Source organism: Bradyrhizobium sp. UNPF46 (assembly GCF_006658625.1).
In the GTDB taxonomy this organism is placed as follows: Bacteria; Pseudomonadota; Alphaproteobacteria; order Rhizobiales; family Xanthobacteraceae; genus Bradyrhizobium; species Bradyrhizobium nitroreducens.
Map to the genome: position 1 here is coordinate 56365 of NZ_LFJB01000018.1, position 24438 is coordinate 80802.

28 protein-coding genes, 1 tRNA gene and 1 riboswitch are annotated in these 24438 nt (G+C 65.9%); of the genes, 13 read left to right on the top strand and 16 right to left on the bottom strand.

Translation table 11 applies throughout. The features are described from left to right. Positions 1-93: 93 nt before the first annotated feature. The 8 genes from UNPF46_RS08550 to UNPF46_RS08585 all read right to left on the bottom strand — a co-directional run bounded on the left by UNPF46_RS08550 (position 94) and on the right by UNPF46_RS08585 (position 7486). Positions 94-1164, bottom strand: coding sequence for an ABC transporter permease (locus tag UNPF46_RS08550; protein WP_181769846.1), 1071 nt, complete (start codon positions 1162-1164; stop codon positions 94-96). Then, positions 1164-1922: an ATP-binding cassette domain-containing protein gene (locus tag UNPF46_RS08555; RefSeq protein WP_142249691.1), complete on the bottom strand. Its 759-nt coding sequence runs from the start codon at positions 1920-1922 to the stop codon at positions 1164-1166. The genes UNPF46_RS08550 and UNPF46_RS08555 overlap by 1 nt, the downstream gene beginning before the upstream one ends. Positions 1923-1934: 12 nt before the next feature. Further along, the gene (gene xylA / locus UNPF46_RS08560; RefSeq protein ID WP_100174887.1) at positions 1935-3257 is read right to left on the bottom strand and encodes a xylose isomerase; all 1323 of its coding nucleotides are present in this window, start codon (positions 3255-3257) and stop codon (positions 1935-1937) included. Further along, positions 3258-4712: a xylulokinase gene (gene xylB / locus UNPF46_RS08565; protein ID WP_142249692.1), complete on the bottom strand. Its 1455-nt coding sequence runs from the start codon at positions 4710-4712 to the stop codon at positions 3258-3260. Between the two features lie 82 nt (positions 4713-4794). Further along, positions 4795-5835, bottom strand: a complete 1041-nt coding sequence (locus tag UNPF46_RS08570) for a LacI family DNA-binding transcriptional regulator (protein ID WP_142249693.1) — start codon at positions 5833-5835, stop codon at positions 4795-4797. Between the two features lie 90 nt (positions 5836-5925). Beyond that, the gene (locus UNPF46_RS08575; protein WP_181769847.1) at positions 5926-6390 is read right to left on the bottom strand and encodes a GNAT family N-acetyltransferase; all 465 of its coding nucleotides are present in this window, start codon (positions 6388-6390) and stop codon (positions 5926-5928) included. A gap of 2 nt (positions 6391-6392) precedes the next feature. Continuing rightward, on the bottom strand, positions 6393-6905 hold the full coding sequence (locus tag UNPF46_RS08580; RefSeq protein ID WP_181769848.1) for a GNAT family N-acetyltransferase: 513 nt from the start codon (positions 6903-6905) through the stop codon (positions 6393-6395). After that, entirely contained in the window at positions 6905-7486 is a 582-nt protein-coding gene (locus UNPF46_RS08585) for a helix-turn-helix domain-containing protein (RefSeq protein WP_181769849.1), read from the bottom strand. The genes UNPF46_RS08580 and UNPF46_RS08585 overlap by 1 nt, the downstream gene beginning before the upstream one ends. 277 nt (positions 7487-7763) lie before the next feature. On the opposite strand from UNPF46_RS08585, the gene UNPF46_RS08590 reads away from it, so the two are divergent. The 6 genes from UNPF46_RS08590 to UNPF46_RS08610 all read left to right on the top strand — a co-directional run bounded on the left by UNPF46_RS08590 (position 7764) and on the right by UNPF46_RS08610 (position 11078). Continuing rightward, a complete protein-coding gene (locus tag UNPF46_RS08590; protein WP_142249696.1) occupies positions 7764-8066 on the top strand; it encodes a hypothetical protein in 303 nt (100 codons plus the stop codon). Next, a complete protein-coding gene (locus UNPF46_RS38680) occupies positions 8063-8473 on the top strand; it encodes a helix-turn-helix domain-containing protein (protein WP_142249697.1) in 411 nt (136 codons plus the stop codon). Before UNPF46_RS08590 ends, UNPF46_RS38680 begins: the two co-directional genes overlap by 4 nt. Then, the gene (locus tag UNPF46_RS08600; protein ID WP_142249698.1) at positions 8473-8808 is read left to right on the top strand and encodes a phage major capsid protein; all 336 of its coding nucleotides are present in this window, start codon (positions 8473-8475) and stop codon (positions 8806-8808) included. Before UNPF46_RS38680 ends, UNPF46_RS08600 begins: the two co-directional genes overlap by 1 nt. Positions 8809-9007: 199 nt before the next feature. Then, entirely contained in the window at positions 9008-9181 is a 174-nt protein-coding gene (locus tag UNPF46_RS37355; RefSeq protein WP_181769850.1) for a hypothetical protein, read from the top strand. Then, a complete protein-coding gene (locus tag UNPF46_RS08605; protein WP_142249699.1) occupies positions 9178-10188 on the top strand; it encodes a hypothetical protein in 1011 nt (336 codons plus the stop codon). The genes UNPF46_RS37355 and UNPF46_RS08605 overlap by 4 nt, the downstream gene beginning before the upstream one ends. Next, entirely contained in the window at positions 10110-11078 is a 969-nt protein-coding gene (locus tag UNPF46_RS08610; RefSeq protein WP_142249700.1) for a site-specific integrase, read from the top strand. The genes UNPF46_RS08605 and UNPF46_RS08610 overlap by 79 nt, the downstream gene beginning before the upstream one ends. A 74-nt stretch (positions 11079-11152) precedes the next feature. Here UNPF46_RS08610 and UNPF46_RS08615 read toward each other — a convergent pair. After that, positions 11153-11226 (bottom strand) — tRNA-Gly (locus UNPF46_RS08615). Positions 11227-11400: 174 nt separating this feature from the next. Between UNPF46_RS08615 and UNPF46_RS08620 the strand changes: the two genes are divergently transcribed. The 5 genes from UNPF46_RS08620 (at position 11401) to UNPF46_RS08640 (ending at position 14523) form a co-directional block, all read left to right on the top strand. Next, on the top strand, positions 11401-11979 hold the full coding sequence (locus tag UNPF46_RS08620) for a methylated-DNA--[protein]-cysteine S-methyltransferase (RefSeq protein WP_142249701.1): 579 nt from the start codon (positions 11401-11403) through the stop codon (positions 11977-11979). 94 nt (positions 11980-12073) lie between these two features. Next, positions 12074-12913, top strand: a complete 840-nt coding sequence (locus UNPF46_RS08625) for a helix-turn-helix transcriptional regulator (RefSeq protein ID WP_142249702.1) — start codon at positions 12074-12076, stop codon at positions 12911-12913. Between the two features lie 55 nt (positions 12914-12968). Further along, positions 12969-13328, top strand: a complete 360-nt coding sequence (locus UNPF46_RS08630) for a VOC family protein (protein ID WP_181769851.1) — start codon at positions 12969-12971, stop codon at positions 13326-13328. 157 nt (positions 13329-13485) lie between these two features. Continuing rightward, entirely contained in the window at positions 13486-13887 is a 402-nt protein-coding gene (locus tag UNPF46_RS08635; RefSeq protein ID WP_142249704.1) for an SRPBCC family protein, read from the top strand. Between the two features lie 129 nt (positions 13888-14016). Then, positions 14017-14523 (top strand): hypothetical protein, encoded by a 507-nt coding sequence (locus tag UNPF46_RS08640; RefSeq protein WP_181769852.1) that lies wholly within the window; start codon positions 14017-14019, stop codon positions 14521-14523. A gap of 79 nt (positions 14524-14602) precedes the next feature. Here UNPF46_RS08640 and UNPF46_RS08645 read toward each other — a convergent pair whose 3' ends face one another. The 4 genes from UNPF46_RS08645 to UNPF46_RS08660 all read right to left on the bottom strand — a co-directional run bounded on the left by UNPF46_RS08645 (position 14603) and on the right by UNPF46_RS08660 (position 19028). Then, positions 14603-16045 carry an MATE family efflux transporter gene (locus UNPF46_RS08645; RefSeq protein WP_142249706.1) on the bottom strand — a complete coding sequence of 481 codons (1443 nt, stop codon included), beginning with the start codon at positions 16043-16045 and terminating at the stop codon, positions 14603-14605. A gap of 166 nt (positions 16046-16211) precedes the next feature. After that, entirely contained in the window at positions 16212-17264 is a 1053-nt protein-coding gene (locus UNPF46_RS08650) for a hypothetical protein (RefSeq protein WP_142249707.1), read from the bottom strand. 105 nt (positions 17265-17369) lie between these two features. Further along, entirely contained in the window at positions 17370-17786 is a 417-nt protein-coding gene (locus tag UNPF46_RS08655; RefSeq protein ID WP_100174875.1) for a PAS domain-containing protein, read from the bottom strand. 105 nt (positions 17787-17891) lie between these two features. Continuing rightward, positions 17892-19028: a 2'-deoxycytidine 5'-triphosphate deaminase gene (locus tag UNPF46_RS08660; RefSeq protein WP_100174874.1), complete on the bottom strand. Its 1137-nt coding sequence runs from the start codon at positions 19026-19028 to the stop codon at positions 17892-17894. An 80-nt stretch (positions 19029-19108) separates the two neighbouring features. Further along, positions 19109-19188, top strand: a riboswitch (SAM riboswitch). 74 nt (positions 19189-19262) lie between these two features. Between UNPF46_RS08660 and UNPF46_RS08665 the strand changes: the two genes are divergently transcribed. Further along, positions 19263-20450, top strand: coding sequence for an O-succinylhomoserine sulfhydrylase (locus UNPF46_RS08665; protein WP_181769853.1), 1188 nt, complete (start codon positions 19263-19265; stop codon positions 20448-20450). Positions 20451-20626: 176 nt separating this feature from the next. Here the strand turns inward: UNPF46_RS08665 and UNPF46_RS08670 are convergent, their stop codons facing one another. Genes UNPF46_RS08670 through UNPF46_RS08680 form a run of 3 tightly spaced genes read right to left on the bottom strand, consistent with a single transcriptional unit; the run spans position 20627 to position 23697 of the window. Beyond that, entirely contained in the window at positions 20627-21631 is a 1005-nt protein-coding gene (locus UNPF46_RS08670) for an SGNH/GDSL hydrolase family protein (RefSeq protein WP_142249709.1), read from the bottom strand. Between the two features lie 12 nt (positions 21632-21643). Next, positions 21644-22417 (bottom strand): SGNH/GDSL hydrolase family protein, encoded by a 774-nt coding sequence (locus tag UNPF46_RS08675; RefSeq protein WP_142249710.1) that lies wholly within the window; start codon positions 22415-22417, stop codon positions 21644-21646. Then, positions 22417-23697, bottom strand: a complete 1281-nt coding sequence (locus UNPF46_RS08680; RefSeq protein WP_142249711.1) for an OpgC domain-containing protein — start codon at positions 23695-23697, stop codon at positions 22417-22419. Before UNPF46_RS08680 ends, UNPF46_RS08675 begins: the two co-directional genes overlap by 1 nt. A gap of 209 nt (positions 23698-23906) precedes the next feature. Between UNPF46_RS08680 and apaG the strand changes: the two genes are divergently transcribed. Beyond that, on the top strand, positions 23907-24299 hold the full coding sequence (gene apaG / locus UNPF46_RS08685; RefSeq protein WP_063199673.1) for a Co2+/Mg2+ efflux facilitator ApaG/CorD: 393 nt from the start codon (positions 23907-23909) through the stop codon (positions 24297-24299). The last annotated feature ends 139 nt before the right edge of the window (positions 24300-24438 follow it).

The window sequence follows — 24438 nt, forward strand, 5'->3', positions numbered from 1 at the left end:
GTCTCCTCCACCCTTGTTTGGTGCCTATCCTCTTGGAAGTGCCCGGGAAGCGGACAGGCGGCATGTTGTTGGTCTTCCCGAGATGACGACAATTCAGCTCATCCGCGAGCGGATGCGGTCGACCAGCACGGCCAGGATGATGATCACGCCCACCAGCGTTTGCTGCCAGTAGGAGGAGACCTGCGCCAGCACGAGGCCGTTGCGGATCACCTCCAGCAGCACGCAGCCGACGATGGCCCCGAGCGGACCGCCGATGCCGCCGGCGAGGTTTGCGCCGCCGATCACGGCCGCCGCGATCACGTTGAGCTCGTAGGACGTCGCCATGTTGGCGGGCGCCGAGCCGAGCCAGCCGGAGATGATGATGCCCTGCAGGCCGGCAGCGAGCGCGCAGATCACATAGACCTCGATCTTGACCCGCACGACGGGAATGCCGGTGAGCTCGGCCGCCTTCTCGTTGCCGCCAAGCGCGAAGACGTGACGGCCGAACGCGCTGTGGTGCAGGACCACGGCCATCGCCAGCGCGAGGATCACGAGATAGATGAAGGGCACGGGCACGCCGAGCACGTCGCCCGATGTCGCCGCGTAAAAATAGTCGGCATCAGGCCCGCCCGGAAAGCTGCCGCGGCCGTTGGAGACGACATAGCCGAGCCCGCGCACGATCGAGAGCATGCCGAGCGTGGTGACGAAGGGCGACAGGCCGAGCACGGCGATGCAGAAGCCGTTGACGAGCCCCGCGATCAGCGCAACGCCGAGTCCCGCAAGGATCGAGACCAGCAGGATCAGGCCCGGCACGTTGGCCAGCACGGTCTTGCCGTCGGCCGCCAGGTGCACCAGCGGCGAGCCGGGCGCCGACAGCTCGGTCATGACCATCGAGGTGATCATGGCCGAGAAGCACATCATCGATCCCACCGACAAATCGATGCCGCCGGTGATGATGACGAAGGTGACGCCGAGCGTCGCGATGGCGATGAAGGAAAAGTTCTTCGCCACGTTCTGCATATTGCCTTCGGTGAAGAAATAGGGACTGGCGAAATGCATGATCACCAGCAGCACGGCGAGCGCCAGCAGCACATAGCCGGTCTGGGAGGCGAAGATGCCACGCTGCCACCATTTGATCTTGCCGACATTCGAGAAGGCGATCGGGGATTCCAAGGGCATGGCCATCACGCCGCCTCCTTCGCGCCAGTGATGAGGGCGGTGATTTCCTCCGGGCTCGTCTCCTGGATCGGTTTGTCCGCCCGCTTCTCGCCCCGGCGCATGACGATGACGCGGTCGCACACCGCGAACACGTCGGGCATGCGGTGCGAGATCAGCATCACGGCGACGCCCTGCTCCTTCAGCCGATGGATCAGGCCGAGCACCTGCTCGACCTGGCGCACCGAGATCGCGGCGGTCGGCTCGTCCATCATCACCAGCCGCGCATTGGAGAGCCGCGTCCGCGCGATCGCGACGGCCTGACGCTGGCCGCCCGACATCTGCTTGACGAGATCGTCGGGGCGCGTTTCCGAGCGCAGCTCGCCGAACAGCTCCAGCGCGCGCGCCGCCATCGCCTTGTGGTCGAGCAGGGCAATGGGTCCGAACTTGCGCTTCAGCTCTCGGCCGAGGAACACGTTCGCGGCGGCCGTCAGATTGTCGGCGAGCGCGAGGTCCTGATAGACGACCTCGATGCCGACGCCGCGCGCATCGACGGGCCGGTTGAAATGGACCGCATTGCCGGCGAAGCGGATCTCGCCATGGCTGGGACGGAAATTACCGGCGATGATCTTGACCAGCGTCGACTTGCCCGCGCCGTTGTCGCCCATCAGGCCGACCACCTCGCCCGGCAGGACCTGCATGTCGACGTCGTGCAGCGCGCGGATGGCGCCGAACTCCTTGCCGATGCCCTGGAGTTCGAGGACCGGGGTCGCGTCAGCATGTGCCATCGATGGACCTCCTCAGACGTGACGGTTGACCAGGGATTCCAGATATTCCTGCCGGCCCGAGCGCGGCTGCGGGTCGAAGCCGGGTTGAAGCGCGCGGTCGGCGAGATCGGCGAGCGAGCGCTGGCCGCCGAGAATGGCGCGGCCCTCGGAGCCGGACCATCCGTCATAGCGTTTCGCGAGCGGGGCGGTGAGCACGCCGCCATCCAGCATGTTGGCGGCGGCGAGAAACGCGCGGGCGCAGGCATCCATCGAGCCGACATGGGCGTGGATGAGATCATCCGGGTCGATCGATTGCCGCCGGATTTTTGCGTCGAAGTTGAGCCCGCCCGAGGTGAAGCCGCCGCGATTGAGGATCTCGTGGAACACCAGCGCCAGTTCCGGCACGTTCATCGCGAACTGGTCGGTGTCCCAGCCGAGCAGGTCGTCGCCGCGGTTGATGTCGAGCGAGCCGAACACGCCGAGCGCCTCGGCGAGCGCGACCTCGTGATGGAAGGAGTGCCCGGCGAGGATGGCGTGGTTCTGCTCGATGTTGAGCTTGACGTCGTTCAGGAGGTCGTAGCGTTCGAGGAAGCCGTAGCAGGTGGCAACGTCGAAATCATACTGATGCTTGGTCGGCTCCTTCGGCTTCGGCTCGATCAGGATCGGGCCCTTGAAGCCTATTCTGTGCTTGTGCTCGACGACGAGCGAGACGAAGCGGCCCAGCTGGTCGAGCTCGCGCTTGAGATCGGTGTTGAGCAGCGTCTCATAGCCCTCGCGGCCGCCCCACAGCACGTAGTTCTGGCCGCCGAGGCGGTGCGTCACCTCCAGCGCGGCGCGGACCTGGCCGGCGGCATAGGTGAAGATCTCGGGGTCCGGATTGGTCGCGGCGCCCGCCATGTAGCGACGATGCGTGAACAGGTTTGCCGTGCCCCAGAGCAGGCGGACCTTGGCTGATGCCATCTTCTGTTCGAACAGATCGGCGATCGCGTTGAGATTGGCGACGGACTCGGCGAGCGACGCGCCCTCCGGCGCGGCGTCGACGTCGTGGAAGGTGAAGAAGGGCACGTCGAGCAGGCGGAACAGCTCGAAGGCGACGTCGGCCTTGGCGCGCGCCTGCGCCATCGCGTCGGTGCCGTGATGCCAGGGCCGCAGGAACGTCTCGCCGCCGAAGGGATCGCCGCCCGGCCAGCACAGCGAATGCCAGTAGCAGACCGCAAAGCGTAAGTGGTCCTCGAGCCGGCGGCCGTGGACGATGCGGTCCTTGTCGTACCAGCGGAAGGCATGCGGAGAGGCGGCATCCTCACCGGCAAAGGCGACGGGTGCGCTTGCATCGAAGAATTTGGCTGACGCGTTCACTTAAATCGTCTCCTTCAATGCGGGATAGAGCGCACGCCAGTGCCGATAGGCCTCGTCATAGGCGGCGGTCACGGATGCGCGGGGCGTGAAGCTCGCAAGCCGCCGCGGGCGGGTGCAGATTTCGGCCGGCGCTTCGCCGGTTGCAGCAAGCCGGCCGAGCCTGGAGGCACCGAGCGCCGCCCCGACCTCGCCCTCCTCGACGCGGTGGACGGGAATGCCGAGCACGTCGGCGCAGATCTGCGCCCAGAGCGGCGAGCGCGAGCCGCCGCCGACGAGATCCACTTCGGAGATGGGTCCGCTCGCCGCGCTCAGCGCCGCCAGATTGTCGCGCGCGGCAAAGGCGACGCCTTCGAGCACGGCCTGCACGATCCGGCTGCGCCCGGTCGCACCGCGCAGGCCGATGAGGGCGCCGCTCGCGGCGGCATCATTGTGCGGCGTCCGCTCGCCATCGAGATAGGGCAGGAATTTGATCGGGCTCGGCCCGTCGACGCGCTCGCCGAGCGGCGCCAGGAGCGCCGCGGCCGGCGTCTGCATCACATCGGCAAGCCAGGCGAGCGAGGCCGCGGCCGACAACATCACACCCATCTGGTGCCAAAGGCCGGGCAGCGCGTGGCAGAAGGCATGCACGGCCGACGCCGGCGCCGGTGCGAAGCGATCGGTGACGCGGAACAGGACGCCGGATGTCCCCAGCGACAGGAACGCATCGCCGGGCGCGATGGCGCCGAGCCCGATCGCGCTTGCGGCATTGTCGCCGGCGCCGCCCGCGACGACGACGTTCTTCGCCATGCCCCAGCGCTGCGCGTAGTCCGGCGCGAGCACCGCGCTGACCTCGCTGCCCTCGACGAGGCGCGGCATGTGGTGGAGATCGAGGCCGGTGGCATGCAGCAGCAGGGCCGACCAGCGCCGCTCGCCGACATCGAGCCACAGCGTGCCCGCCGCGTCGGACATGTCCTCGATCATTTCGCCGGTCAGGCGATAGCGGACATAGGCCTTGGGCAGCAGCACCTTTGCAACGCGCTCGAAAATGTCGTGTTCGTGCCGCGCCACCCAGAGCAGCTTCGGCGCGGTGAAACCAGGCATCGCCAAATTGCCGGCGATCGCGTGCAGCGAGGGACAGCGCCGCTCCAGCATGGCGCATTCGGCCTGCGAGCGGCCGTCGTTCCACAGGATCGCGGGGCGCAGCGGCTTGCCATCCTCGTCCAGCAGCGTCGCGCCATGCATCTGGCCCGAGAGGCCGATGCCGCGAACCTGCGCCACCTCGCGCGGATGGCGGCGTGCGAGATCGTCGACCGCGCCGATCGCCGCATCGACCCAGGACTCAGGATCCTGCTCGGACCACAACGGCGCCGGATGCGACAGGACGAGCTCGCGCGTTGCCGTCGCGAGGATCGCGCCGGCTTCGCTCACGAGCACCGCCTTGACGCCGGACGTGCCGATGTCCAGTCCGAGATACAAATCGTCCTCCTCTTTGCCCTTTGCGATGCGCGATCTTGATCGTCGCGCTCTCCACTACGGCCCGTTCGAGATCCACCTGCCGCTAGGGCAGATTGTCCCGCATCACGATGTCGATCCTGATCTTCTCCTGTTCGCGCAAGATCGGCTCGCCGCGGGCGAGCGCGAGCAGCACGCGCACGGCCGCGCGCGCCTCATGTCCGGGGTTCTGCGAGATCGCGGCATCCATCACGCCCTGCAGCAGCAGCCGGCGCGTCAGCATGGTGACGTCGTGACCGACGAACACCACCTCCATGCGGCCGGCATCGCTCAACGCCTTGGCGACGCCCTGGGTGCCGGCGCCGACGTTGTAAAGGCCGACGATGTCGGCATGCCTGCCGAGCAGCCGCGCCAGTACCTGTTCCGAACGGTCGTCCTCATCGCGCCCTTCCAGCACCGGCAGCACGCTGAGGTCGGGGAATTCCGACGCCATCACCTGGTTGAAGCCGAAGATGCGCTCGGCGTGGTCGCGCAGGCCCTGCGAGCCCGCGACGATCGCGACCTTGCCGGACCTCTGGCCGACCAGCCGCCCGACCAGCGCGCCTGCAGTGCGTCCCGCGGCGATGTTGTCGATGCCGACATAATGGTGACGGCGTGACGAGGGCACGTCCGACACCAGGGTCACCACCTTGGTGCCGGCATCGACGAGATCGTTGATGGCGGCGCGGACGCTCGGATGATCCAGCGCCACCACGGCGACGCCGTCGTAATCGCCCGACAGCGCCTCGAGTGAGGCCGCAAGCACGGACGGATCGAACACGTCGGTTGCGACCATTTCGACGCTGAGACGGCGGGCCGAGAGCCAGGCCGACATCTCGCCGAGATAGGCCTCGATCTGCTGCATGAACGGGTTCGGCCCCGACGGCATCACGAAGGCAAAGCGGCGGGCGCGGCCGCGGGCGAGCTCGGCGGCGGCGACATGGGGCTGGAACGAATTGCGCTCGATCGCCGCCTGGACGCGCCGCACCGTGTCCGGCCGCACCCCCGGCCGGTTGTGCAGTACGCGGTCGACCGTCGCCAGGCTAACGCCCGCCTCGCGGGCGATGTCCTTCAGCGTCAGCGCGGTCGCGGTCAGGGTCTCGGCCATGGCTGAAGGCTAGCAGAGGTGTTTTGAGGTACGCAACTCATTTTGAGGGGCAGGACGATGCTTTCAAGCCCGGGTTGCACCGGGCCGTAGCTAGCCGCCGGTCAGATCCAGCGTCAGGAACAGGCTATTGGGATCCTCGGCGTAGCCCTCGAACGGGCCGCACGGGACGAAGCCGTGCGCCCGGTAGAGCGCATGCGCCGGCTTGAAATAGTCCCACGAGCCGGTCTCGAGGCTGAGACGCGCCAAGCCGCGCGCGCGGGCTTCCGTGATGATGTGGCGGAGCATCTCACCGCCAAAGCCGCGCCGCCGCGTGGTCTGAAGCGTGTGCATCGACTTCACCTCGCCATGGCTAGCCGAGAGCGTCTTCAGCGCACCGGTCGCAACCAGCAGCTCGCCGTCCCAACCGGTCCAGAACGCGACGTCGCTGGCGCGAAGGCCCGCCAGATCGAGCGCATGCGCGCTGCCGGGCGCGGTCTGCGCCCGCGCCGCCGTGACGTGATGATCGAGCAGCGCGATGACGCGGGGATCGAAAGTGTCGCCGGTGCGGATCTGCATGGTCAGGGCCTCACATCGCTGGCAAGCTGCTTCTGCATGAAGACGAGGTCGAGCCAGCGGCCGAACTTGCAGCCGACCTCCGGCATGCGCGCGACCTCGACGAAGCCGAGCGAGGCGTGCAGTGCGATGGAGGCGGCATTGGTGCCGTCGATGCCGGCGATCATCGCGTGCTTGTTCATGGCGGTGGCGCGCTCGATCAGCGCCGCGACAAGGCTGCGCCCGATGCCCGCCCTGTGGTGCCGCTCGTCGACATAGACCGAGTTTTCCACGGTGTGGCGATAGCCGGGAAAGGGACGGAAATCGCCGAATGAGGCGAAGCCGACGACGTCCCCGCCGTTCATCGCGACCAGCACGGGATAGCCGGCCTGCTGCCGCGCGAGAATCCATTGACGCCGCGAGTCGAGATCCGACGGGCCGTCGGTCCAGACCGCCGTGGTGTTGAGCGCGGCGTAGTTGTAGATGGTGAGGATATCGGCAGCATCCTCCAGCGTGGCATCCCGCACGATCAGCGACATCACATTTTCCCGTATGAAGCTCCGCGCCGCGTGATGATGACGTAACGCGCGTCCTGCTTGGTTTCGTTCTCGAAGATCACCGCGCGCATCACGTCGAAATCCAGACAGTCGCCTTCGCGCAAGCGGACCGCCTTGGCGTCGATATGCACGGCGATCGCGCCCTCCAGCATCAAGAGCTGCTGGGTGAAGGCGTTGCGGCCCCAGGGGCTGTAGGGCACCCGCGCGCCGGCCGGCAAATCGACCACGATGATCTCGATGCCGCTCGCCGCATCCGTCGGCGAGGCGTGCCGCCTTCGATAGCCGCTGTCGGGATCGCGCCAATGCGGCTGGTCGGCGAGGCGCACCAGCCGCTCCGGAGGCTTCTCGGCGAGCGCGACGACACCGCTCAGCGACACGTCGAGCGCAGCGCAGAGCCGGCCGAGCAGTGACGCCGTCGCGCTGCTCTGCGCCCGCTCCACCCGCCCGATCATGGCCCGGCTGACGCCGGAGCGCGCTGCCAGCTCGTTCAACGTCATGCCCGCCTGCGTGCGAAGCGTCTTCAAGCGGCGACCGATCGCGCGGTCGAGTTTCTGCTGGTCCATGGCCTTCATCCGAACATTGCCCGACACGAGGACCGCACCCATCAGGGCGAGCGGAGCTTAAGGCTGGCGGGGTGCGCGTGCCGAGAGCGTGCAGCCAATATATTAGAATCTTTGCGCAGGGCCTGGGCGGCTCGCCAGCCTGGATCGGATGGAAACGCAATAGGGAAGCTTTGGAGCGGGCGAAGGGAATCGAACCCTCGTATGCAGCTTGGGAAGCCGAGCTAAGCTGTTGATCTAACTTGACCACGTTCCCCGCGCTATTTGAGCGGAGAACGAAGTGACTAAGCCCGGCGGCTGGAAGCACAGCCAAGAGACCTGCTCCAAGATTGCCGCGACCAGGCGCGGACAACTGCGCGACCCTGCCGAGCGAGACAAGATCGCTGAAGCGACCAAGGCGCGCATGGCCGATCCGGTGGTACGGCAGCGGATCCGGGAGGGGATGCTGCGGGCCAGCGGCTCAGCCGACGAGCTCCGAACACTGCGCGCTGTGTGGCGCGCTACTCGCCCGACCGTCCGGGCGCGCTTCCTGGCCGAGTTGCTTGAGCCGATCTGCCAGGCCCGCGAGGGCGATCAGTCATGAGCTGGCAGGCCACTGCATGGGCTGCAAAGCAGGTAACTGGCTCAGCTTCGAACAAAATAACCTTGTACGCCCTGGCGAACTACGCCGGCCCAGATGGCGTCTGCTGGCCCACGCAGGAGACCCTAGCCAGGGACACCGAGCAAAGCGTCGACACCGTCCAGCGGCGCCTTAAAGCGCTCGTAAAGCTCGGCCTGGTTCGTGTCGAGACACGACCGGGTGGCCGCGGCCAATGGGATGGCAGGAAATACTATCTGGCGATGGGTGTTGCAGAAATGTCCGAGCCGCAATCTGCGGCACGGCCGGAGCCTGCGAATGACCCGCCGACCAAGCCTCGCCATGCCGCACCACGCCCGGCCATGCGATCGCGCAAAGCGAGGTCGCGCTGCTGCCGGCCACCGGCATCGTGATGAACAACAACGACCTCGAGTCGCTGAAGATCATCAAGGACGGCGACGATCGTTACATCGGCGGCGGACCGTTCGGACCGCCGATTACCACGATCTGGGGGCGGCCGGTTGTCGGAACGCCGGCCATGGCTGCCGGCGAATTCCTGGTCGGCGCCTTCCTCGACGGCGCGCAGATCTTCGATCGCCTCGACGCCGAGGTGCTCGTCAGCTCGGAAGATCGCGACAACTTCATCAAGAACATGCTCACGGTTCGCGCCGAGGAGCGGCTCGCGATGGCCGTCAAGCGGCCGGCAGCTTTCGTGCACGGCGCATTCCCTGCCGGCGCAGGCGTCTGATCGAAATTCGGGGCAGACATTGACGCTGCTGCAGCCCGGCGAACAACGGCTCGCATCCTGCCCGCCCCGAGTGACGTAGCAGGGTTCAAGGATGCAAGGCTGGCCTAAGCTGGGCGGCTCTTCGATCGGAACGAAGGGCCGCCCGTGCTTCCGATGCGGGTGCACGCAAAGGCGCCCAGCTCAAATAGGGCAACCACAAATGAAAATCGAGCTTCACAACCTTCCGCCTGAACTTACCGAGCCGCCTCGAGATGCGATCGGCCTGGTCGCCTTGCAACCGTCGACGGGCAAGATTTGGCAGAAGGTCGACGGCGAGTGGCTTCCAAGCGCGGAAGCAAATGCAATCCTTGAAGCGAGGGAAAAATCTCAATGACCGCACTGACGAGCTATTCAACCGGGACCGTCTCCGTCGCTGATGGCGGCACCGTCGTGACTGGCGCCGGCGTCATCTGGACGGACGGCAGCGCCAAGCCTGGCGACATTCTTCAGGTCGGTAATTTTCAGTCGATCATTTCCGACGTCGTCGACAGCGGCGAGCTCACGATCCCGCCCTGGGGCGGCGGCGCGCAGTCAGGCGTCGCCTATAAGATCTGGCAGGTCTCGCCGCAGCGGTTCGCCGGCGCCGAGGCGTTGACCACCGTCAACAGGCTTGTGATCGCGCTCAACGCGCGCGAGATCCCGGTCGTGGTCAGCGACGACGAGACCGTTCCGGATCCGTCGCTCGGCGAGGATGATCAGACCGCGATCCAGCCGTCGACCGGCAAGGTCTGGGTCATGAGCGGCGGCGTCTGGACCTACCTCGGAATCTATCGCGGCTTTCGGTTTACAGGGGCGTATAGCGGCGCGACGACCTACTCGGTCGGCGACGTCGTGACCGACGCAGGGTCGTCCTACATCTGGAGCAATGAGACCGCCGGATCCGGGCACGCACCACCGAACGCGACCTATTGGGAATTGCTGGCCGAGAAGGGCGACGTGGGACCGGCCGGCCCGGCAGGATCTGGCGACGTCGACGGGCCTACGTCCGCAACGGACAACGCGGCCGCGCGTTTCGATGCGACCACTGGTAAGGTGATCCAGGACTCGGCGCTGCTGATTGCCGACACGACCGGCGCCCTATCACGATCGGGCAGCGGCGGGATCCCCGTCCAGGGCAGCAATACCAACGACAGTGCCGCATCTGGCTACGTCGGCGAGTACGGCAGCGCGACCACGAGCGTGTCTCCTGGCGTGTCGTTTGGAACGACGAACACTCCGGTCAACCTTGTCAGCGTGTCGCTCGCTCCTGGAGATTATGACGTGTGGGGGAATGCGGTTTACGTTCCAGGCGGCTCCTCGAGCACAAGTGGAATTGGCGTGATCGTGAGACCCGCATTCTGAAGACGATCGAGAATGCCTTCGGAGCGCGCTCGCTCGCCTCGCTCGGTAATACCGATTTCAAGCGGTGGTACGAAGCCGCGAAGCAACCCAAAAAGCCGGGCGGAAAAGAGCGTGTCGATCGCGCCGTAAAGATCATCAAGCTGCTGCGGCAGATGGTGACGTTCGGCGCCGCGGCCGAGCTGCCGCATTGTGAGCGGCTGCACGGGATCTTATCCAAGATGCGCTTCAAGGGCGGCACTCGATCGCGACTAAAGCTCGAGCTGCACCACGTCGAGGCGTTCGTTCCTGCAGCGATCAGCGCCGGTAGGATTTCGCTCGCGTTGGGCACAGCTCTGCAGTTCGAAACGATGATGCGCCAGAAAGACGTTATCGGAGAATGGGAGCCGATCACTGACGGATCGCATGACGTGGGGATCGTGCTCAACGGCAATCGCTGGGTGAGCGGTTTGACGTGGGCGGATATTCCTCCGTCGATGGTGATCAAAAAGGACACCACCAAGACCGGCGCGACGGTCGTCGCTGATCTGAATCTCTGCCCTCTCGTGCTGCAAGTGTTGCCGCTGGTGCCGGCCGACAAGCGAGTCGGTCCACTGATCATCGACGAGAACAGCGGCCGGCCCTACGCGGAAGATGCCTATGCGCGGGAATGGCGCGTGATCGCGCGATCGGCTGGAATTCCCGACGAGGTGAAGAACTCACACGCGCGCGCTGGCGCAATTTCGGAAGCGGATGATGCGTTGGCGCCGATCGAGGAGATCCAGTCGTCGGCTGGGCACACTCAGCAGTCGACAACCCGCCGCTACATTCGCGGCACGATCGGAAAATCGCGACACGTTGCAGAGCTTCGCCAGCTGCACCGGGCGCGAAAACAGGACGAGAACGAAAACTAGGGAACGTGTTGGGGAACGTGGGAACGGAGAGATCAATAGTAGAGCGGCAATTCGATGAAATCGCTTGCGAATTTTGGAGCGGGCGAAGGGAATCGAACCCTCGTATGCAGCTTGGGAAGCTGCCGTTCTACCATTGAACTACGCCCGCAGATGCGCTGCTCCGCGCCCGTCCTGATTAGCCGAGACGGCGCCTGCCGCCAAGCGGTTTGGCGCGCCCGGCCCGACAGTTGTTAACGTCCTGATAAGATTCCAGGTGCGCCGGATTGTGGCGGTGTTATGATTGGATGTCTGGGGCGAAACGTGCACTGAGTGGGGCGTGTGCATGGTGGGGCGCGGCTATTCGATATTCGACACGGTCATCGGTCGTTGCGGCATCATCTGGAGCAGCACCGGCGTCGTTGCCGTGCAATTGCCGGAGGCGCGGGAGATCGACACCCGCCGCCGGATTTTCCAGGCCCATCCCGAGGCGCGCGAGCAGCGGCCGTCCGAAAATGCCGAGCTTGCGATCGAGGGCATCGTGGGCCTGCTGCAAGGCGGCGACCCCGACTTTTCCGAGGTCAGCCTGGATGCCGGCGGCGTGCCCGGCTTCAACCGGCGCGTCTATGAGTTCGCCTGCTCGATTCCGCGCGGGGAGACGCGCACCTATCACGAGATCGCCAAGGCGCTGGGCGCCTCAGGCGCCGCGCATTCGGTGGCGCAGGCGATCGCCAAGAATCCCTACATGCTGATCGTGCCCTGCCACCGGGTGCTGGAGGCCGGCAACTACGCCGACCGGCCCTCGCCCTATGGCGGGGTGATCTCCAAGCGGCGGCTGCTGGCGCTGGAGGGCGCCCACCCCGTCGCCAGCAAGACGCTGTTCGAGGTGCTGCTGCCCGTTGCCCCGCCCCGTGCCCCCAATTGAGGGGCGAACTTGATCGCACCTCAGTTTTATTTTTGGGCATGATCTCGTCGGAAAACCGCTGACACTTTTCCGGATCATGCCTAGATAAGGCGGCATGGACGCGACCACGCTGCTGACGACACAATCGATCACGGTCTGTGAGTTCCGCTGCGACGCGGGACCGGACGATATGCCATTTGCCGAATGCCGCACCGGGCATTCCATCGCCTATGTGCGCGCGGGCAGCTTCGGATGCCGGTGCCGTGCCGGGTTCTTCGACCTGGTGGCGGGCTCGATGCTGGTCGGCGCGCCCGGCGAGGAATACACCTGCACGCATGAGCATGTCAGCGGCGATGTCTGCCTCGGATTCTTCTTCAGCGAGGACATGGTCGATGCCCTCGGTGGACGGCGCGAGATCTGGCGGGTCGGCGCCACGCCGCCGCTGCCGGAATTGATGGTCTTGGGCGAGCTCGCCCAGACGGCGGCAGATGGCAACAGCGACATCGGCCTCGACGAGGTCGGCCAGATCCTGGCCGGCCGCTTCGTCGACGTCGTTTCGGGCAAGCCGCGCAAGCCGGCCACGCCCACCGCGCGCGACCGCCGCCGCGCGGTGGAGGCCGCGCTATGGATCGACGACAATTCCCACGCCGAGGTCGATCTCGAACAGGCCGCGAAGCAGGCCGGCCTCAGTCCGTTCCATTTCCTCCGGCTGTTCTCCGGCGTGCTCGGCGTCACCCCGCATCAATATCTCGTGCGCTCGCGGCTGCGCCACGCGGCACGGCTGCTCGCGGATGACGACATCGCGGTCACCGATGTCGCCTATGACGTCGGCTTCGGCGATCTCTCCAATTTCGTCCGCACGTTCCACCGCGCCGCCGGCGTATCGCCGACGAAGTTCCGGCAAGCGTCGAAGGGCGAGCGCAAGATTCTCCAAGAGCGGATCGCCCTCAACTGACTAGGGTCGGCTCCAGCGCGCGCCAGTCGCGGCGCGCCTTGCAATGGAGACGACCATGTATGACCACATCGGACTGCGCGTTGCCGATCTCGACGCCGCCACGCGCTTCTACACCGCGGTGCTCGCCCCGCTCGGCTACATGCTGTGCTCGAGCGGCGACGGCTATGCCGGCTTCGGTCCGAAGGGCGAGCCGGCGCTGTGGCTGCATCTCAACAAGGGACGCAAGGCCGACGGCGCGCATATTGCGTTCCGCGCCGGGAGCCATGACGCGGTCAAGGCGTTCCACAGCGAAGGCCTGAAGAGCGGCGGCCGCGACAATGGCGGCGCCGGGCCGCGCAAGGATTACAGCCCGACCTATTACGCAGCGTTCCTGATCGACCCCGATGGCAACAATGTCGAGGCGGTTTGCACGTGACGCTCACGAGATCTCGTAGGGGGCAAAGCGACTTCTCCGCCGTAGCTCGAAGAGCGGAGGCGGAAGCGTGCCCACCGACTGCCCACGTCAATTCAAATGGTGGGCACGGCGCTACGCGCCTTTGCCCACTCTACAAGACTGATTTTGAGGAAATCCCATGGCCACCATCCACAACGACATCTCCCTCAACGCCCCCGCGCGCGACGTCTGGGACGCCGTGCGCGACTTCGGTGCGCTGCATGAGCGGCTGGTGCCGGGCTTCGTCACCGCCTGCACGCTCGACGGCGATGCGCGAATCGTCACCTTCGCCAACGGTTCGGTGGCGCGTGAGGTGCTGGTCGCTTGCGACGAGGTGAAGCACCGTCTCGTCTATGCCATCAGCAACGAGCGGCTGAAGCATTACAGCGCCTCGGTTCAGGTGATCGCCGACGGCGAGCGGACAAGCCGCCTGGTCTGGATCATCGACATGCTGCCGAACGAGCTTGCTGCCTATGTCGAGGAACAGACCCGCCAGGCCGAGACCGCCTTGCACAAGGCCTTCCCGCCCGCTGCGGCGTGAGCTGCCCTCCAGGCTCTGCGGCTCCGTGAGTTTTCTCACAGAGCGGCGCCCTCGCCAGCCGTAACCATGGCGGCGTGCGTCCGGTTGGCTCCGCTCTCCCGGCGGGCCTGCGCACGCGAGGAGCATGCCATGAGAGGTGCGGACAAGGTGATCTGCCAGGCAGCCGCCGTGCTGCTGCTGTTTTCCGTCGCAAGCACGCCCGCGAAGGCGCAGCTCGCGGGGTTCGGCGGGGGAGGCAGCGAGGACATGATGACGCAGATGGCGCCGATGCTGGAGATGATGAAGGCGAAGATGGGCAAGCGCCGCTTCGCCATGATGATGCAGACCATGGGCCCGATGATGAGCCGCATGATGGAGAATGGCGGCGGCGGGCTCGGTGGTCTCGGTGGCATGATGGGCGGCGGCCTGAATGGCCTCTCCGCCGGCAATCTCGGCGGCGGCTTCGGCGCGCCGAATTACGGCGGCTACGCGCCGATGAGCGGCGGCACCATCCCGGCCGGCTTCGGCGGCGGCGGTGGCGAGATCATGGGCATGCTCGGCGGCGCCGGAGGCGGCGACATGATGGCGATGATCCCGCAACTGATGCGGCTCGCCAATGTCGGCGGCAGCGGCCATCGCCGCCATCGGCATCGCTAGAGCATGATCCGGAAAAGAGTGTAGCGGTCTTCCGAAAGCATCATTCTCAAACAACAACCTAAAGCGCGATCATCGCGCTTTAGTCGGCGCCTGATAGTGCTGGCCTGATCGCGGGCGCGCTCGCGCGCGGCCCCCAGCGCGTCAGCAGGACGCTGGAGGACGAGAGCAGGCCGAGCAGGACCATCGAGCTTGCGGCCAGCCAGAAGTAGCTCTGCGCGCTGGCCCCGTGGGTCGACAGCCACCAGCCTGCGGCGGAGATGTAGACCAACCGCGCCGTCTGCGCCAGCACCGGCCCAATCACCTTGGCGGCGCCTTGCGACGAGAAATACATCACCGTGGCAATGCCGAAGAACGCGTAGAACGGTCCGACCGTCGACAGATATTGATGGCTCGCCGCACGCACGGCCGCGCTGTCGGTGAAGATGTTGATCCAGAGATCGGGAAACACCGCGACGACGCAGGCCGGCGCGCCGACGGCGGCGAAAGCGGCGACGCTGGCGATCCAGGCGACGCGCCGGGCCCGCGCGATGTTGCCGGCGCCGATCGCCATCCCGACCATCGGCACGCAGGCGATGCCGAACGAGAACGCGATCGAGGTCAGCAGGAATTCCAGCCGCGCGCCGATACCGTAACCGGCGAGGATCGCGGTGCCGAACTGCGCCAGCATGTGGGTGAAGATCGAGATCGTCAGCACCGATTGCAGCGGCGAGAAGCAGGCGATGGCGCCGACCTTCAGGATGTCGAAAAACATCGCCCATTGGATGCGCAGGCCGCGCAGCTTCGGCGTGACGCGCGCGCGCCCGGAGAACAGGACCCAGCCCATGATGCAGATGTTCATGGAATAGGCGATCAGCGCGCCGGCCGCGACGCCGCGCATGCCGAACTGCGGCACCGGACCGAGCCCGAGGCCGAGCGTGCCGCCGAGCACGATCTGCCAGGCCGCGGAGTTGAGGATGAGGAACGAGGGCAGCTTCATGTTGCCGGTGCCGCGCAGCACGCCGGCCATGGTGTTGAGCAGCCAGGGCAGCACGGCGCCGCCGAAGAACACCTGCGTGTAGGCGATCGCATGGGTCAGCACATCGCCGCGGCCGCCGAGCATCTCGAGCACTTTCGGCCCGAAGATCAGCATGCCCAGCATGAAGACGAGGCCGAAGCTGATGCCGATCAGCATCGCATGCATGGCGAGCGTGGCCGCGCGCTCGCGATCGCCGGCACCGAGCGCGCGTGCAATGGCGGATGCCACCGCACCGCCCATCGCGCCGCCCGACATCGTCATGGTCAGGATGATGGTCGGGAACACCAGCGCCATCGCCGCCAGCGCCTCGACGCCGAGCCGGCCGATATAGGAGGTCTCGGCGATCACCGTGCAGGTGCCGGCCGACAGCGCGATCACGTTGGGCCAGGCAAGCGACAGCAGCGTGCGCAGGATCGGCCCGTCCACCAGCGCGCTTCGCACCGGCCGCGGGGGCGGCGGCAGCGGACGCTCTTGTTCATCGACCGGGATTTCGGCGATGTCGGACATGTCCCCTCCGGGCACGGGCGCCATTTGCGGCACGGCAATGCATAGGTGTGCCGATCAATTTGTTCGCGCGCAGGGCGCAGCGAGGCCGTGTTAGCACGATGCGGAGCGCTTCCTCCTGCGCCAGATGCAGGCGTGCCCTGCGGCAGTGCATTTCGACGGATGAACGCTATTCGATCGTCCAGACCAACGGCCGGCGGCCGCCGGCGGCGGGGCGCACATGCACGGCGATATGCCGGCCGCACCCGGCAGCGAGGCCTTCGAACAGTCCCTCCAGCACCTTGGCGCAGGCGGGATGATCATCGGCGACGTCGTCCATCAGCTTCCAGCTCCGCTGGCGGAGTTCGAACGTGCCTTCGGACTGCGTCATCTCGGCCGCGTCATCCTGCGCGGCGAACAGCGCATTCAGGAACGATGCGAATTCACTTTTCCCACCGCGCCCCATCGCCAGCGCCGCCGCAACCTCGTCGAAATATTGCATACCGATCAGCTTGCCGGTGAGCCGCAGCAGATAGCCGGCGTCCTCCGGGCCGAACAGCTGCACCATCACGGGCGCGGCAGTGCGGACATATTCCATCGCGTAATTGCGATAGGCCTTCTCCAGGCGCGGCTTCGGCCAGCTCGCAACGGGAAGTGCCGGCGCGGTCTTCGCATCGAACAGCGGCGCTTCGAGATGACGCGCGAACACGAGCCGCTGGTCCAGCTCGAGCGGATGATCGTATTGATGGTAGTAACCTTCCAGCCCGTCCTGGCCGTCGACGCTCTGCTTGGTGCAGACGAAGCCGAGCCTGAGATCACCGAGTGCAACGCCGTTGTTGGCGTGCCAGCCGCGCAGCATCGCGCGGCTCACCTCGCCCGGCACGCCGCAGATCGCGGTGCCCTTCCAGATCCAGCGCGGCGGCGGATAGCGGATCCAGGCCTTGGTATCGCTCTCATACATGTATTCGACATGTACGCCGCCGATCCAGTTGGAGAGATAGTGATATTGCGCGGCCGCCACCGCCGGCGGCAGATGATCGATCCCGAGCTTCCTGAGGCCGGGCAGGAAGCGCTCCTGCTGCTGGCGGCGGAAGACGCGGAAGACGAATTCCGCCGCATCGGCGGTGCCACGGCGCGTGACGACGGTGAGGATGAGGCCGGTGAAGTAGGCGTGATAGAGGTCGGCAACCGCGCGCCAGCGCCTCCATTGGGCTTCCTGCGCGGCGTCTGAGGCGGCGGCCATGTTCGCTCCCGATCCTTGATTTTGATCGAGTGTGTCACTGCACCTTCAGGCAGGCAACATGACGCCCGTGCAGGGCGCCCTGCGCGATCGCCTGCCAATTCCGCATCACGAAGTTTGCGGCGGCGTCCTGGCTGCGCGCTCGCGCTCGACCCGCTCGGTGACATCGCGGGCCATCGCCACGGATCCAAGCACGTTGCCGCCGGAATCCCGCACCAGCGCGAAGGTCATCTCGATGTAGAGCTTGCGTCCGCTCTTGTGTAGCGCGCGGGTCAGCGTCGGCTTGCCCGCAAGCTTCATCGCGCCGCTGGCGAGTGCGGCCTCGAAGCCCTTCCAGTGCGCGGCGCGCAGATGCTCGGGAATGATCAAGTCGAGATTCTGGCCGAGCGCTTCCGCCGCGGAGAAGCCGAACAGCGTCGTCGCGGCGCCGTTCCAGCGCATGATCGTGCCGGAGCGATCCGAATAGATCAGCGCATCCGCGACGTTTTCGGCGATCTTTGCGTCGAGTTCGGATGGATTGCTCATGCCGTCACCTCGTAGCCCGGATGAAGCGGAGCGCAATCCGGGATCGCGCTACAAGTGAGACTGCCCCGGATTACGCTTGCGCTCCATCCGGGCTACAGGATCGCGCTACACCCGGAAATGCTTCGATAGTTTGAGGCCCTGGGCCTGGTAGTTCGAGCCGATGCGCTGGCCGTACATCGCGTCGGGGCGGGCCAGCATCTTCTCGTAGACGAGGCGGCCGACGATCTGGCCGTGCTCGAGGATGAACGGCACTTCGCGCGAACGCACCTCCAGCACGGCGCGCGATCCCAGCCCGCCGGCGCCGGCATAGCCGAAGCCGGGATCGAAGAATCCGGCATAATGCACACGGAATTCGCCGACCAGCGGATCGAACGGCACCATCTCCGCGGCGTAGTCGGGCGGCACCTGCACGGCTTCCTTGGAGGCGAGGATGTAGAACTCGCCGGGATCGAGGATCAGGCTGCCGTCGGGACGGGCCGAGATCGGCTCCCAGAAGTCCTCGACGGAATAGCCGGCGCGGCGATCGACGTCGACGACGCCGGTGTGGCGCTTGGCGCGGTAGCCGACGAAGCCGCTGGCTTTCTCGCCGGAGAGATCGACGGAAACGGCGACGCCGCCTGAGAGATCGGCATCGTCGATGTCGACGAGGCGCTCGGCGGCATGCAGCGCATCGAGCTCGTCGGCATTGAGGATGGCATCGCCGGTGCGGAAGCGCACCTGGCTGAGGCGCGAGCCCTCGCTGACCAGCACCGGAAACGTCTTCGGGCTGATCTCGGCGTAGAGCGGGCCGTGATAGCCGGCGCCGATCATGTCGAAGCGACGGGTGCCGTCGGCGATCACGCGGGTGAAGACGTCGAGCCGGCCGGTCGAGCTCTTCGGGTTGGCGGCCGCGACGATCTCCGGCGGCAGCGCCAGACTCTCCAGCAGCGGCACGATGTAGACGCAGTTGGTCTCCAGCACCGCGCCGTCGGCGAGGCTGAACTCGTGCAGCTTCAATTCGTCGATGCGCTCGGCGACCGTGGCACCGGGCCCCGGCAGGAAGCTGGCGCGGACGCGATAGGCGATGTCGCCGAGGCGCAGATCGAGGCTGGCCGGCTGGATCTGGCTCTCGACGAAGTCGTAGGCGGGCAGGATGAGGCCTGCCTCCGCCATCGCCGCGATCATGCGGTCGGGCAGGATACCATTGGCGTCGGGCGCGACCGTGAACGTCAACCGGGGGTCCTCATCAGGGCTCAAATGCATCCGGACATGCCGGAAATACAGGTCTTTTACGGCTATCCGATGGACGCCTTGACGGAAAGGGCATTGCGGAATATGAGCATCACTTATCCCGTGGTGATTTGAGCCGGCCGGCTTGCAGCCACGTTAAATAAGTCGCTAAACAGGCCGGGGACCTCTGAGATCCCGGCCCGTGGACATGTCCAGGCCGGTTTTTTTGTGCCCGCTTTCGACGAAGCGGTCATGTCGGAGGTATCTATGTCGAAGTCGCCTGCCAACTACCGTCCCGAAACCCGCCTGGTCCATTCCGGCACCCTGCGCTCGCAATTTGGCGAGACGTCGGAGGCGCTGTTCCTGACCCAGGGCTACGTCTACGACACCGCCGAGCAATGCGAGGCGCGGTTCAAGGGCGAGGACCCCGGCTTCATCTATTCGCGCTACTCCAACCCGACCATCGCAATGTTCGAGCGCCGCATGATCGAGCTCGAGGGGGCCGAGGCCGCCCGCTCGGCTGCAACCGGCATGGCCGCGGTGACGACCGCGATCCTGGCGCCGCTCAAGGCCGGCGATCACGTCGTCGCCTCGCGCGCGCTGTTCGGCTCGTGCCTCTACGTCATCCAGGACCTGCTGCCGCGCTACGGCATCGAGACCACGCTGGTCGACGGCTCCGACCTCGACCAGTGGCAGCGTGCGCTCAGGCCCAACACCAAGACGTTCTTCCTGGAGAGCCCGACCAATCCCACGCTCGACGTGCTCGACATCCCAGGAATCGCCGAAATCGCGCACAGCGGTGGCGCGCGGCTCGTCGTCGACAACGTGTTCGCGACGCCGATCTGGCAGAGCCCGCTCGCGCTCGGGGCCGACGTCGTGGTCTATTCCGCGACCAAGCATATCGACGGCCAGGGTCGTTGTCTCGGCGGCATCATCCTGTCGTCGGAAGCGTTCGTCGCCGAGCACCTGCATAATTTCATGCGCCAGACCGGCCCGTCGATCTCGCCGTTCAACGCCTGGGTCCTGCTCAAGGGCCTGGAGACGCTGGGCGTGCGCGTGCGCGCGCAGACCGATACCGCATCGCGCATCGCCGACGTGCTGGCGAGCCATCCGAAGATTTCGCGGCTGGTCTATCCCGGCCGCGCCGATCATCCGCAGGCGGCCTTGGTGAAAAAGCAGATGCGCGGCGGCTCGACCCTGGTCGGCTTCGAGGTCAAGGGCGGCAAGCAGGCGGCGTTCCGCGTGCTCAATGAATTGAAGCTTGCGAAGATCTCGAACAATCTCGGCGATGCCAAGTCTCTCGTCACGCATCCGGCGACCACGACGCATCAGCGCCTGAAGCCGGAGGACCGCGCCGCGCTCGGCATCAGCGAGGGCTTCATCCGCTTCTCCGCGGGGCTCGAGCATGTGGATGATCTGATCGAGGATCTGACGGCGGCGCTGGAGAAGGCGTGAGGCTCTTACCCTCCCCTGGAGGGGGAGGGTCGCTGCGCATGCAGCGAAGCGGAATGCGTAGCGGGGTGGGGTGACAGTCTCTCCACATACAACACTGCCCGAGTGGAGAGATCACCCCACCCCGCTCGCGCTGCGCGCGATCGACCCTCCCCCTTCAGGGGAGGGTGAAGCAGACCTCACATCGGCCGATACGTCCGCACGTCCGCCGGCACGTTGACCCCGAGCTTGATCTGGCCGACGGAGCGGATGATGTCGTCGCCGAGCAGCTGGGCGAAGCAGGCATAGCCCCAGTCGTTCATGTGCAGGCCGTCGGCAATGACGAAGCTCTCGACCGGGATCGCCTGCTTCTCGTGCCAGTCGCGCATCACCTCGAAGCGCGGGAAGATGCCGACGTGACGGAGCTCGGCGACCTTGCCGAGCAGCTGCACCATCTTGCCGGCGCTCTCCTTGCGCTGGTTGACGGCGGGCGAATATTGCGGGTCGACCAGCACGATGTCGGCATCGCCGGCGGCCTGGATGCGGCTGATGCCGTCCTCGACCATTTTTGCGGTCTCGCCGGGATCGAGATTGCGCAGCACGGCGTTGGTGCCGACCTGCCAGATCACGAGGTCCGGATGCGCGTCGATCACCTGCGTCTGCAGGCGTTTCATCATCTCGGGCGCGTCCTCGCCGCCGACGCCGGCATTGACGACGGTGATGTCGGCGGTGGGATAGTGCCGGCGCAGCTGCGCGGCGAGGCGGTTCGGATAGTTGAACTCCGGCGAGCTCGCGCCGAAGCCCTGAGTCGACGATGAGCCGAACGCGACGATGACGACGGGCTTGCCGGCGACCAGCTTGCCCGCGACATGCGGCAGCGAGCCCATCGCCTTCGAGCCGCCCTTTGGCGGCAGGCAGGGCACGCGGCTGAAAATATCGGCGGCGGATTTGGCGACCTGCTTCACCCTGTCGATGGCGCGCGTCGTGACGCCGCGCTGCTCGGGCGAGGTCGCGGCCACGGTGGTCTGGGACGGCGGCGCGGGCGCGGGATCAGCCGACTGCGCTGGCGCAGGCGTCGCCTGCGCTGCTTGGGTCGCGGCTTGCGTCTGCGCGTGCGACTGCACGGCCGGCGCCAGCAACAACAGCACTGCGGCTGCAGGCGCGGCCAGCCATGCCGTCAGGCGAAAAGGGCGGAGAGAACTCATTAACGCTAGACCTCAATTTTGCTGCTGGGCCGGCTCCAGGTGAGCGGCGTCGATCACGAACTGTGCCAACGCCCGGCCTAGGCAATCATGGACCTGCTTCGCCAGCTCAGGCCCGCGGGACGGGCTGAACAGGTCGAACTGGCCCTGCTCATTCCACTGCCGCATGATCGCGAAACGATCGAACAGCGGAATATCGTGCTCCTGCGCCACCACCCGCATATTGTCGAGATAAGGCGGCGCCGAGATCATGGTCTCCGTACGCGGGCTGTATTGCAAGTTCATCAAGACGACGTCAGCCCCCGCCTTTTGCAGCGCAACAACCCCGTCGGTCACCGCGCTGCGAAATTCATCGGGATCGATCGATCGGATAGCATCCACGGTCCCGGTCTGCCAGATCACCAAGGTAGGCGTTTTTGCTTCCATCAGCTTAACGAATATGGACGCGGTCTCCTCTGCCGTTTTCTTGCTCTGTATTTCTACGGAGACGTGCACCACCTCGGACGCCGGCAGCTTCTCCTTGAGGATCGCCTCCATGCGCGCCGGATAGGAGCTGCCTTCCGACGACGGAATCGTGGTCGAGCGGCTGCCGATGACCAGGATTTCGAGCGGTTTCCCGGCCTTGATGGCGTCGGCGACCTTGGGGAGCTGACTCTCGCTGGTCAGCAGATAGGACGGCAATTCGCACGCCGCGGGCACGGCAGGCGCAGCAGCATCCCCCGCGCGCGCCACAGGCGCGGCGAGGCTACCGCATAGCAGGATCAGGCTCAGGAGAACCTTCGCCTTCATCAGCCCCCTCCCGCCAGATCGGCGTTGCCGACGGCGTTTTTGGTTTTCGCACCGCTCTTGTCAGCCACGCGCTTGTACCACGAAATCACCCAGGCCACGCCCCACATGATCAGGACCCCGGAGAGACTAATCAGCGCATGCATGGCCGCGCCGCCGGAGACTTCGGCGAGAATGAAATGCCCGGCGAAGGCCAGGAAGACGCCGAGACAGAAGATCTCGAGGGAATGCTGGCCGCATAGAATCAATGGGCGCAGCCAGCGCGATTTCAAGCCCGGCCAATCCCGGGGCAGGAAGCGCACTGTGAGCGCGGCCAGCGCCAGGAAATGCGTGAAGCGCAGCACGTCGAGGTCGGTCTTGTCGATCGGATACATCCACTGCTCGATCCGCTTCGGCATGAACTGTGACAGTTGCGGCACGTACCAGGTCAGCGTCACGTAGAACGCCGCGACGAGATAGGCGATCGCGATCCACATCGTCACGGGCGAGGCCAGGATGCGCGACATGCGTCGCGCACCTCCCAGCGCGCACCATGCCCCGAACACGAACAGCAATTGCCAGGCGAAGGGATTGAAGGCCCAGAAGCCGTTCGGATAGGCCGACAGGTAGAGGTCGTACTCCCAGGTGACCGCGTAGAGCACGACCGAGAGGCCGAGCGTGACGTCAGGCCGCCATTTCATCGACCACAGGATCAGGGGCAGCGCCAGCATCAGCACGATGTAGAGCGGCAGCACGTCCATGTTGACGGGGCGGAAACGCAGCAGCAGCGCCTGCACGATGGTGACGTCGGGCTGCTTGAGGAAATCCATGATGCCCATCTCTTCGGTGTAGAGCGGGTTCTCGAAGCTGGTCGCGACGTAGGATATCTCGGCGAGGAAGATCGTGAACAGGAAGACGTGGGCGACGTAGATCTGCCAGACCCGGCGCAGGATGCGCGCCGTGGCGATGACGACGCCGCTCTCCAGCATCGCCCTGCCGTAGACGAAGGCGGCGGTGTAGCCGGAGATGAAGATGAAGATCTCGGTGGCGTCGCTGAAGCCGTAATTGCGGATGGTGAACCAGGTGAGCAGGCTGGGTGGCAGGTGGTCGATGAAGATCAGCCACAGCGCGAGCCCGCGGAACAGGTCGAGCCGGAGCTCGCGCTCGCCGATGGCAGGCAGCGTGATGGCCGGCGCCCTCGCGCGCGGCTTCGCTCCTGCGGGCTTGCTGTCGACGGACGCGCTGTCGACGGGCTTGGCGGTTCCCGCGATCGTCGATCCCGTCACTTGGTCGGCAATGGTCATCGGGGGCCAAAAACCCTTCCGCAAATCGCGACGTCTCGAGGAGTGTACCGGTCCGCTTCCGAACTCGCAAAGCGGCCGGACCATGTGGGGTATCCCTTTGCGGGCGTTTCCCTCGCCGGTGTCCTTCCCTTCGAATTCTGGCGGGACGATGTCGCCAAGGCCGGCCGCGGCGTTTGGTTCCGGCGCCGGATTTCGGTATGGTGGCAGCCATGTACCGCGCCGTGACCCGCCACATCGAAGTGACCGTCGAGCCGAACTTTGTTCCGGAGCAGTCGTCGGCCGACCGTTCCCGCTATTTCTGGTCCTACACCATCGTCATCACCAACTCGGGCGAGGAGACCGTGCAGCTCAAGACGCGGCATTGGATCATCACCGACGCCTCCGGCCGCCAGCAGGAGGTCAAGGGCGAGGGCGTGGTCGGCGAGCAGCCGATCCTGGCCCCCGGCGAGCGCTTCGAATACACCTCCGGCGTACCGCTCTCGACCGCCTCCGGCTTCATGACCGGCCGCTACCAGATGGTCACCGAGAGCGGCGAGCGCTTCGAGATCGACGTGCCGGCGTTCTCGCTGGATAGCCCTGACAGCAAGCGGGTGTTGAATTAGGAGCGGCCGTTTCGTGTCCCGGACGAGCTGCAACGCGCAAGCGTTGCGGCACGGAGCCGGCAACTGTTATGTTGACGGTGCGACCTTATAGATTTTTCGGTCGCGCAGCATAGCGTTGAGGATGGTCAGCAGCTTCCTG

What these genes read in the sequence shown, in the direction of transcription:
- UNPF46_RS08550 (WP_181769846.1), bottom strand. Translation starts at nt 1,164, where the DNA reads ATGGCCATGCCCTTGGAATCCCCGATCGCCTTCTCGAATGTCGGCAAG.
- UNPF46_RS08555 (WP_142249691.1), bottom strand. Translation starts at nt 1,922, where the DNA reads ATGGCACATGCTGACGCGACCCCGGTCCTCGAACTCCAGGGCATCGGC.
- UNPF46_RS08570 (WP_142249693.1), bottom strand. Translation starts at nt 5,835, where the DNA reads ATGGCCGAGACCCTGACCGCGACCGCGCTGACGCTGAAGGACATCGCC.
- UNPF46_RS08575 (WP_181769847.1), bottom strand. Translation starts at nt 6,390, where the DNA reads ATGCAGATCCGCACCGGCGACACTTTCGATCCCCGCGTCATCGCGCTG.
- UNPF46_RS08580 (WP_181769848.1), bottom strand. Translation starts at nt 6,905, where the DNA reads ATGTCGCTGATCGTGCGGGATGCCACGCTGGAGGATGCTGCCGATATC.
- UNPF46_RS08585 (WP_181769849.1), bottom strand. Translation starts at nt 7,486, where the DNA reads ATGGACCAGCAGAAACTCGACCGCGCGATCGGTCGCCGCTTGAAGACG.
- UNPF46_RS38680 (WP_142249697.1), top strand. Translation starts at nt 8,063, where the DNA reads ATGAGCTGGCAGGCCACTGCATGGGCTGCAAAGCAGGTAACTGGCTCA.
- UNPF46_RS08600 (WP_142249698.1), top strand. Translation starts at nt 8,473, where the DNA reads ATGAACAACAACGACCTCGAGTCGCTGAAGATCATCAAGGACGGCGAC.
- UNPF46_RS37355 (WP_181769850.1), top strand. Translation starts at nt 9,008, where the DNA reads ATGAAAATCGAGCTTCACAACCTTCCGCCTGAACTTACCGAGCCGCCT.
- UNPF46_RS08605 (WP_142249699.1), top strand. Translation starts at nt 9,178, where the DNA reads ATGACCGCACTGACGAGCTATTCAACCGGGACCGTCTCCGTCGCTGAT.
- UNPF46_RS08620 (WP_142249701.1), top strand. Translation starts at nt 11,401, where the DNA reads ATGGTGGGGCGCGGCTATTCGATATTCGACACGGTCATCGGTCGTTGC.
- UNPF46_RS08625 (WP_142249702.1), top strand. Translation starts at nt 12,074, where the DNA reads ATGGACGCGACCACGCTGCTGACGACACAATCGATCACGGTCTGTGAG.
- UNPF46_RS08630 (WP_181769851.1), top strand. Translation starts at nt 12,969, where the DNA reads ATGTATGACCACATCGGACTGCGCGTTGCCGATCTCGACGCCGCCACG.
- UNPF46_RS08635 (WP_142249704.1), top strand. Translation starts at nt 13,486, where the DNA reads ATGGCCACCATCCACAACGACATCTCCCTCAACGCCCCCGCGCGCGAC.
- UNPF46_RS08640 (WP_181769852.1), top strand. Translation starts at nt 14,017, where the DNA reads ATGAGAGGTGCGGACAAGGTGATCTGCCAGGCAGCCGCCGTGCTGCTG.
- UNPF46_RS08645 (WP_142249706.1), bottom strand. Translation starts at nt 16,045, where the DNA reads ATGTCCGACATCGCCGAAATCCCGGTCGATGAACAAGAGCGTCCGCTG.
- UNPF46_RS08650 (WP_142249707.1), bottom strand. Translation starts at nt 17,264, where the DNA reads ATGGCCGCCGCCTCAGACGCCGCGCAGGAAGCCCAATGGAGGCGCTGG.
- UNPF46_RS08655 (WP_100174875.1), bottom strand. Translation starts at nt 17,786, where the DNA reads ATGAGCAATCCATCCGAACTCGACGCAAAGATCGCCGAAAACGTCGCG.
- UNPF46_RS08660 (WP_100174874.1), bottom strand. Translation starts at nt 19,028, where the DNA reads ATGCATTTGAGCCCTGATGAGGACCCCCGGTTGACGTTCACGGTCGCG.
- UNPF46_RS08665 (WP_181769853.1), top strand. Translation starts at nt 19,263, where the DNA reads ATGTCGAAGTCGCCTGCCAACTACCGTCCCGAAACCCGCCTGGTCCAT.
- UNPF46_RS08670 (WP_142249709.1), bottom strand. Translation starts at nt 21,631, where the DNA reads ATGAGTTCTCTCCGCCCTTTTCGCCTGACGGCATGGCTGGCCGCGCCT.
- UNPF46_RS08675 (WP_142249710.1), bottom strand. Translation starts at nt 22,417, where the DNA reads ATGAAGGCGAAGGTTCTCCTGAGCCTGATCCTGCTATGCGGTAGCCTC.
- UNPF46_RS08680 (WP_142249711.1), bottom strand. Translation starts at nt 23,697, where the DNA reads ATGACCATTGCCGACCAAGTGACGGGATCGACGATCGCGGGAACCGCC.
- apaG (WP_063199673.1), top strand. Translation starts at nt 23,907, where the DNA reads ATGTACCGCGCCGTGACCCGCCACATCGAAGTGACCGTCGAGCCGAAC.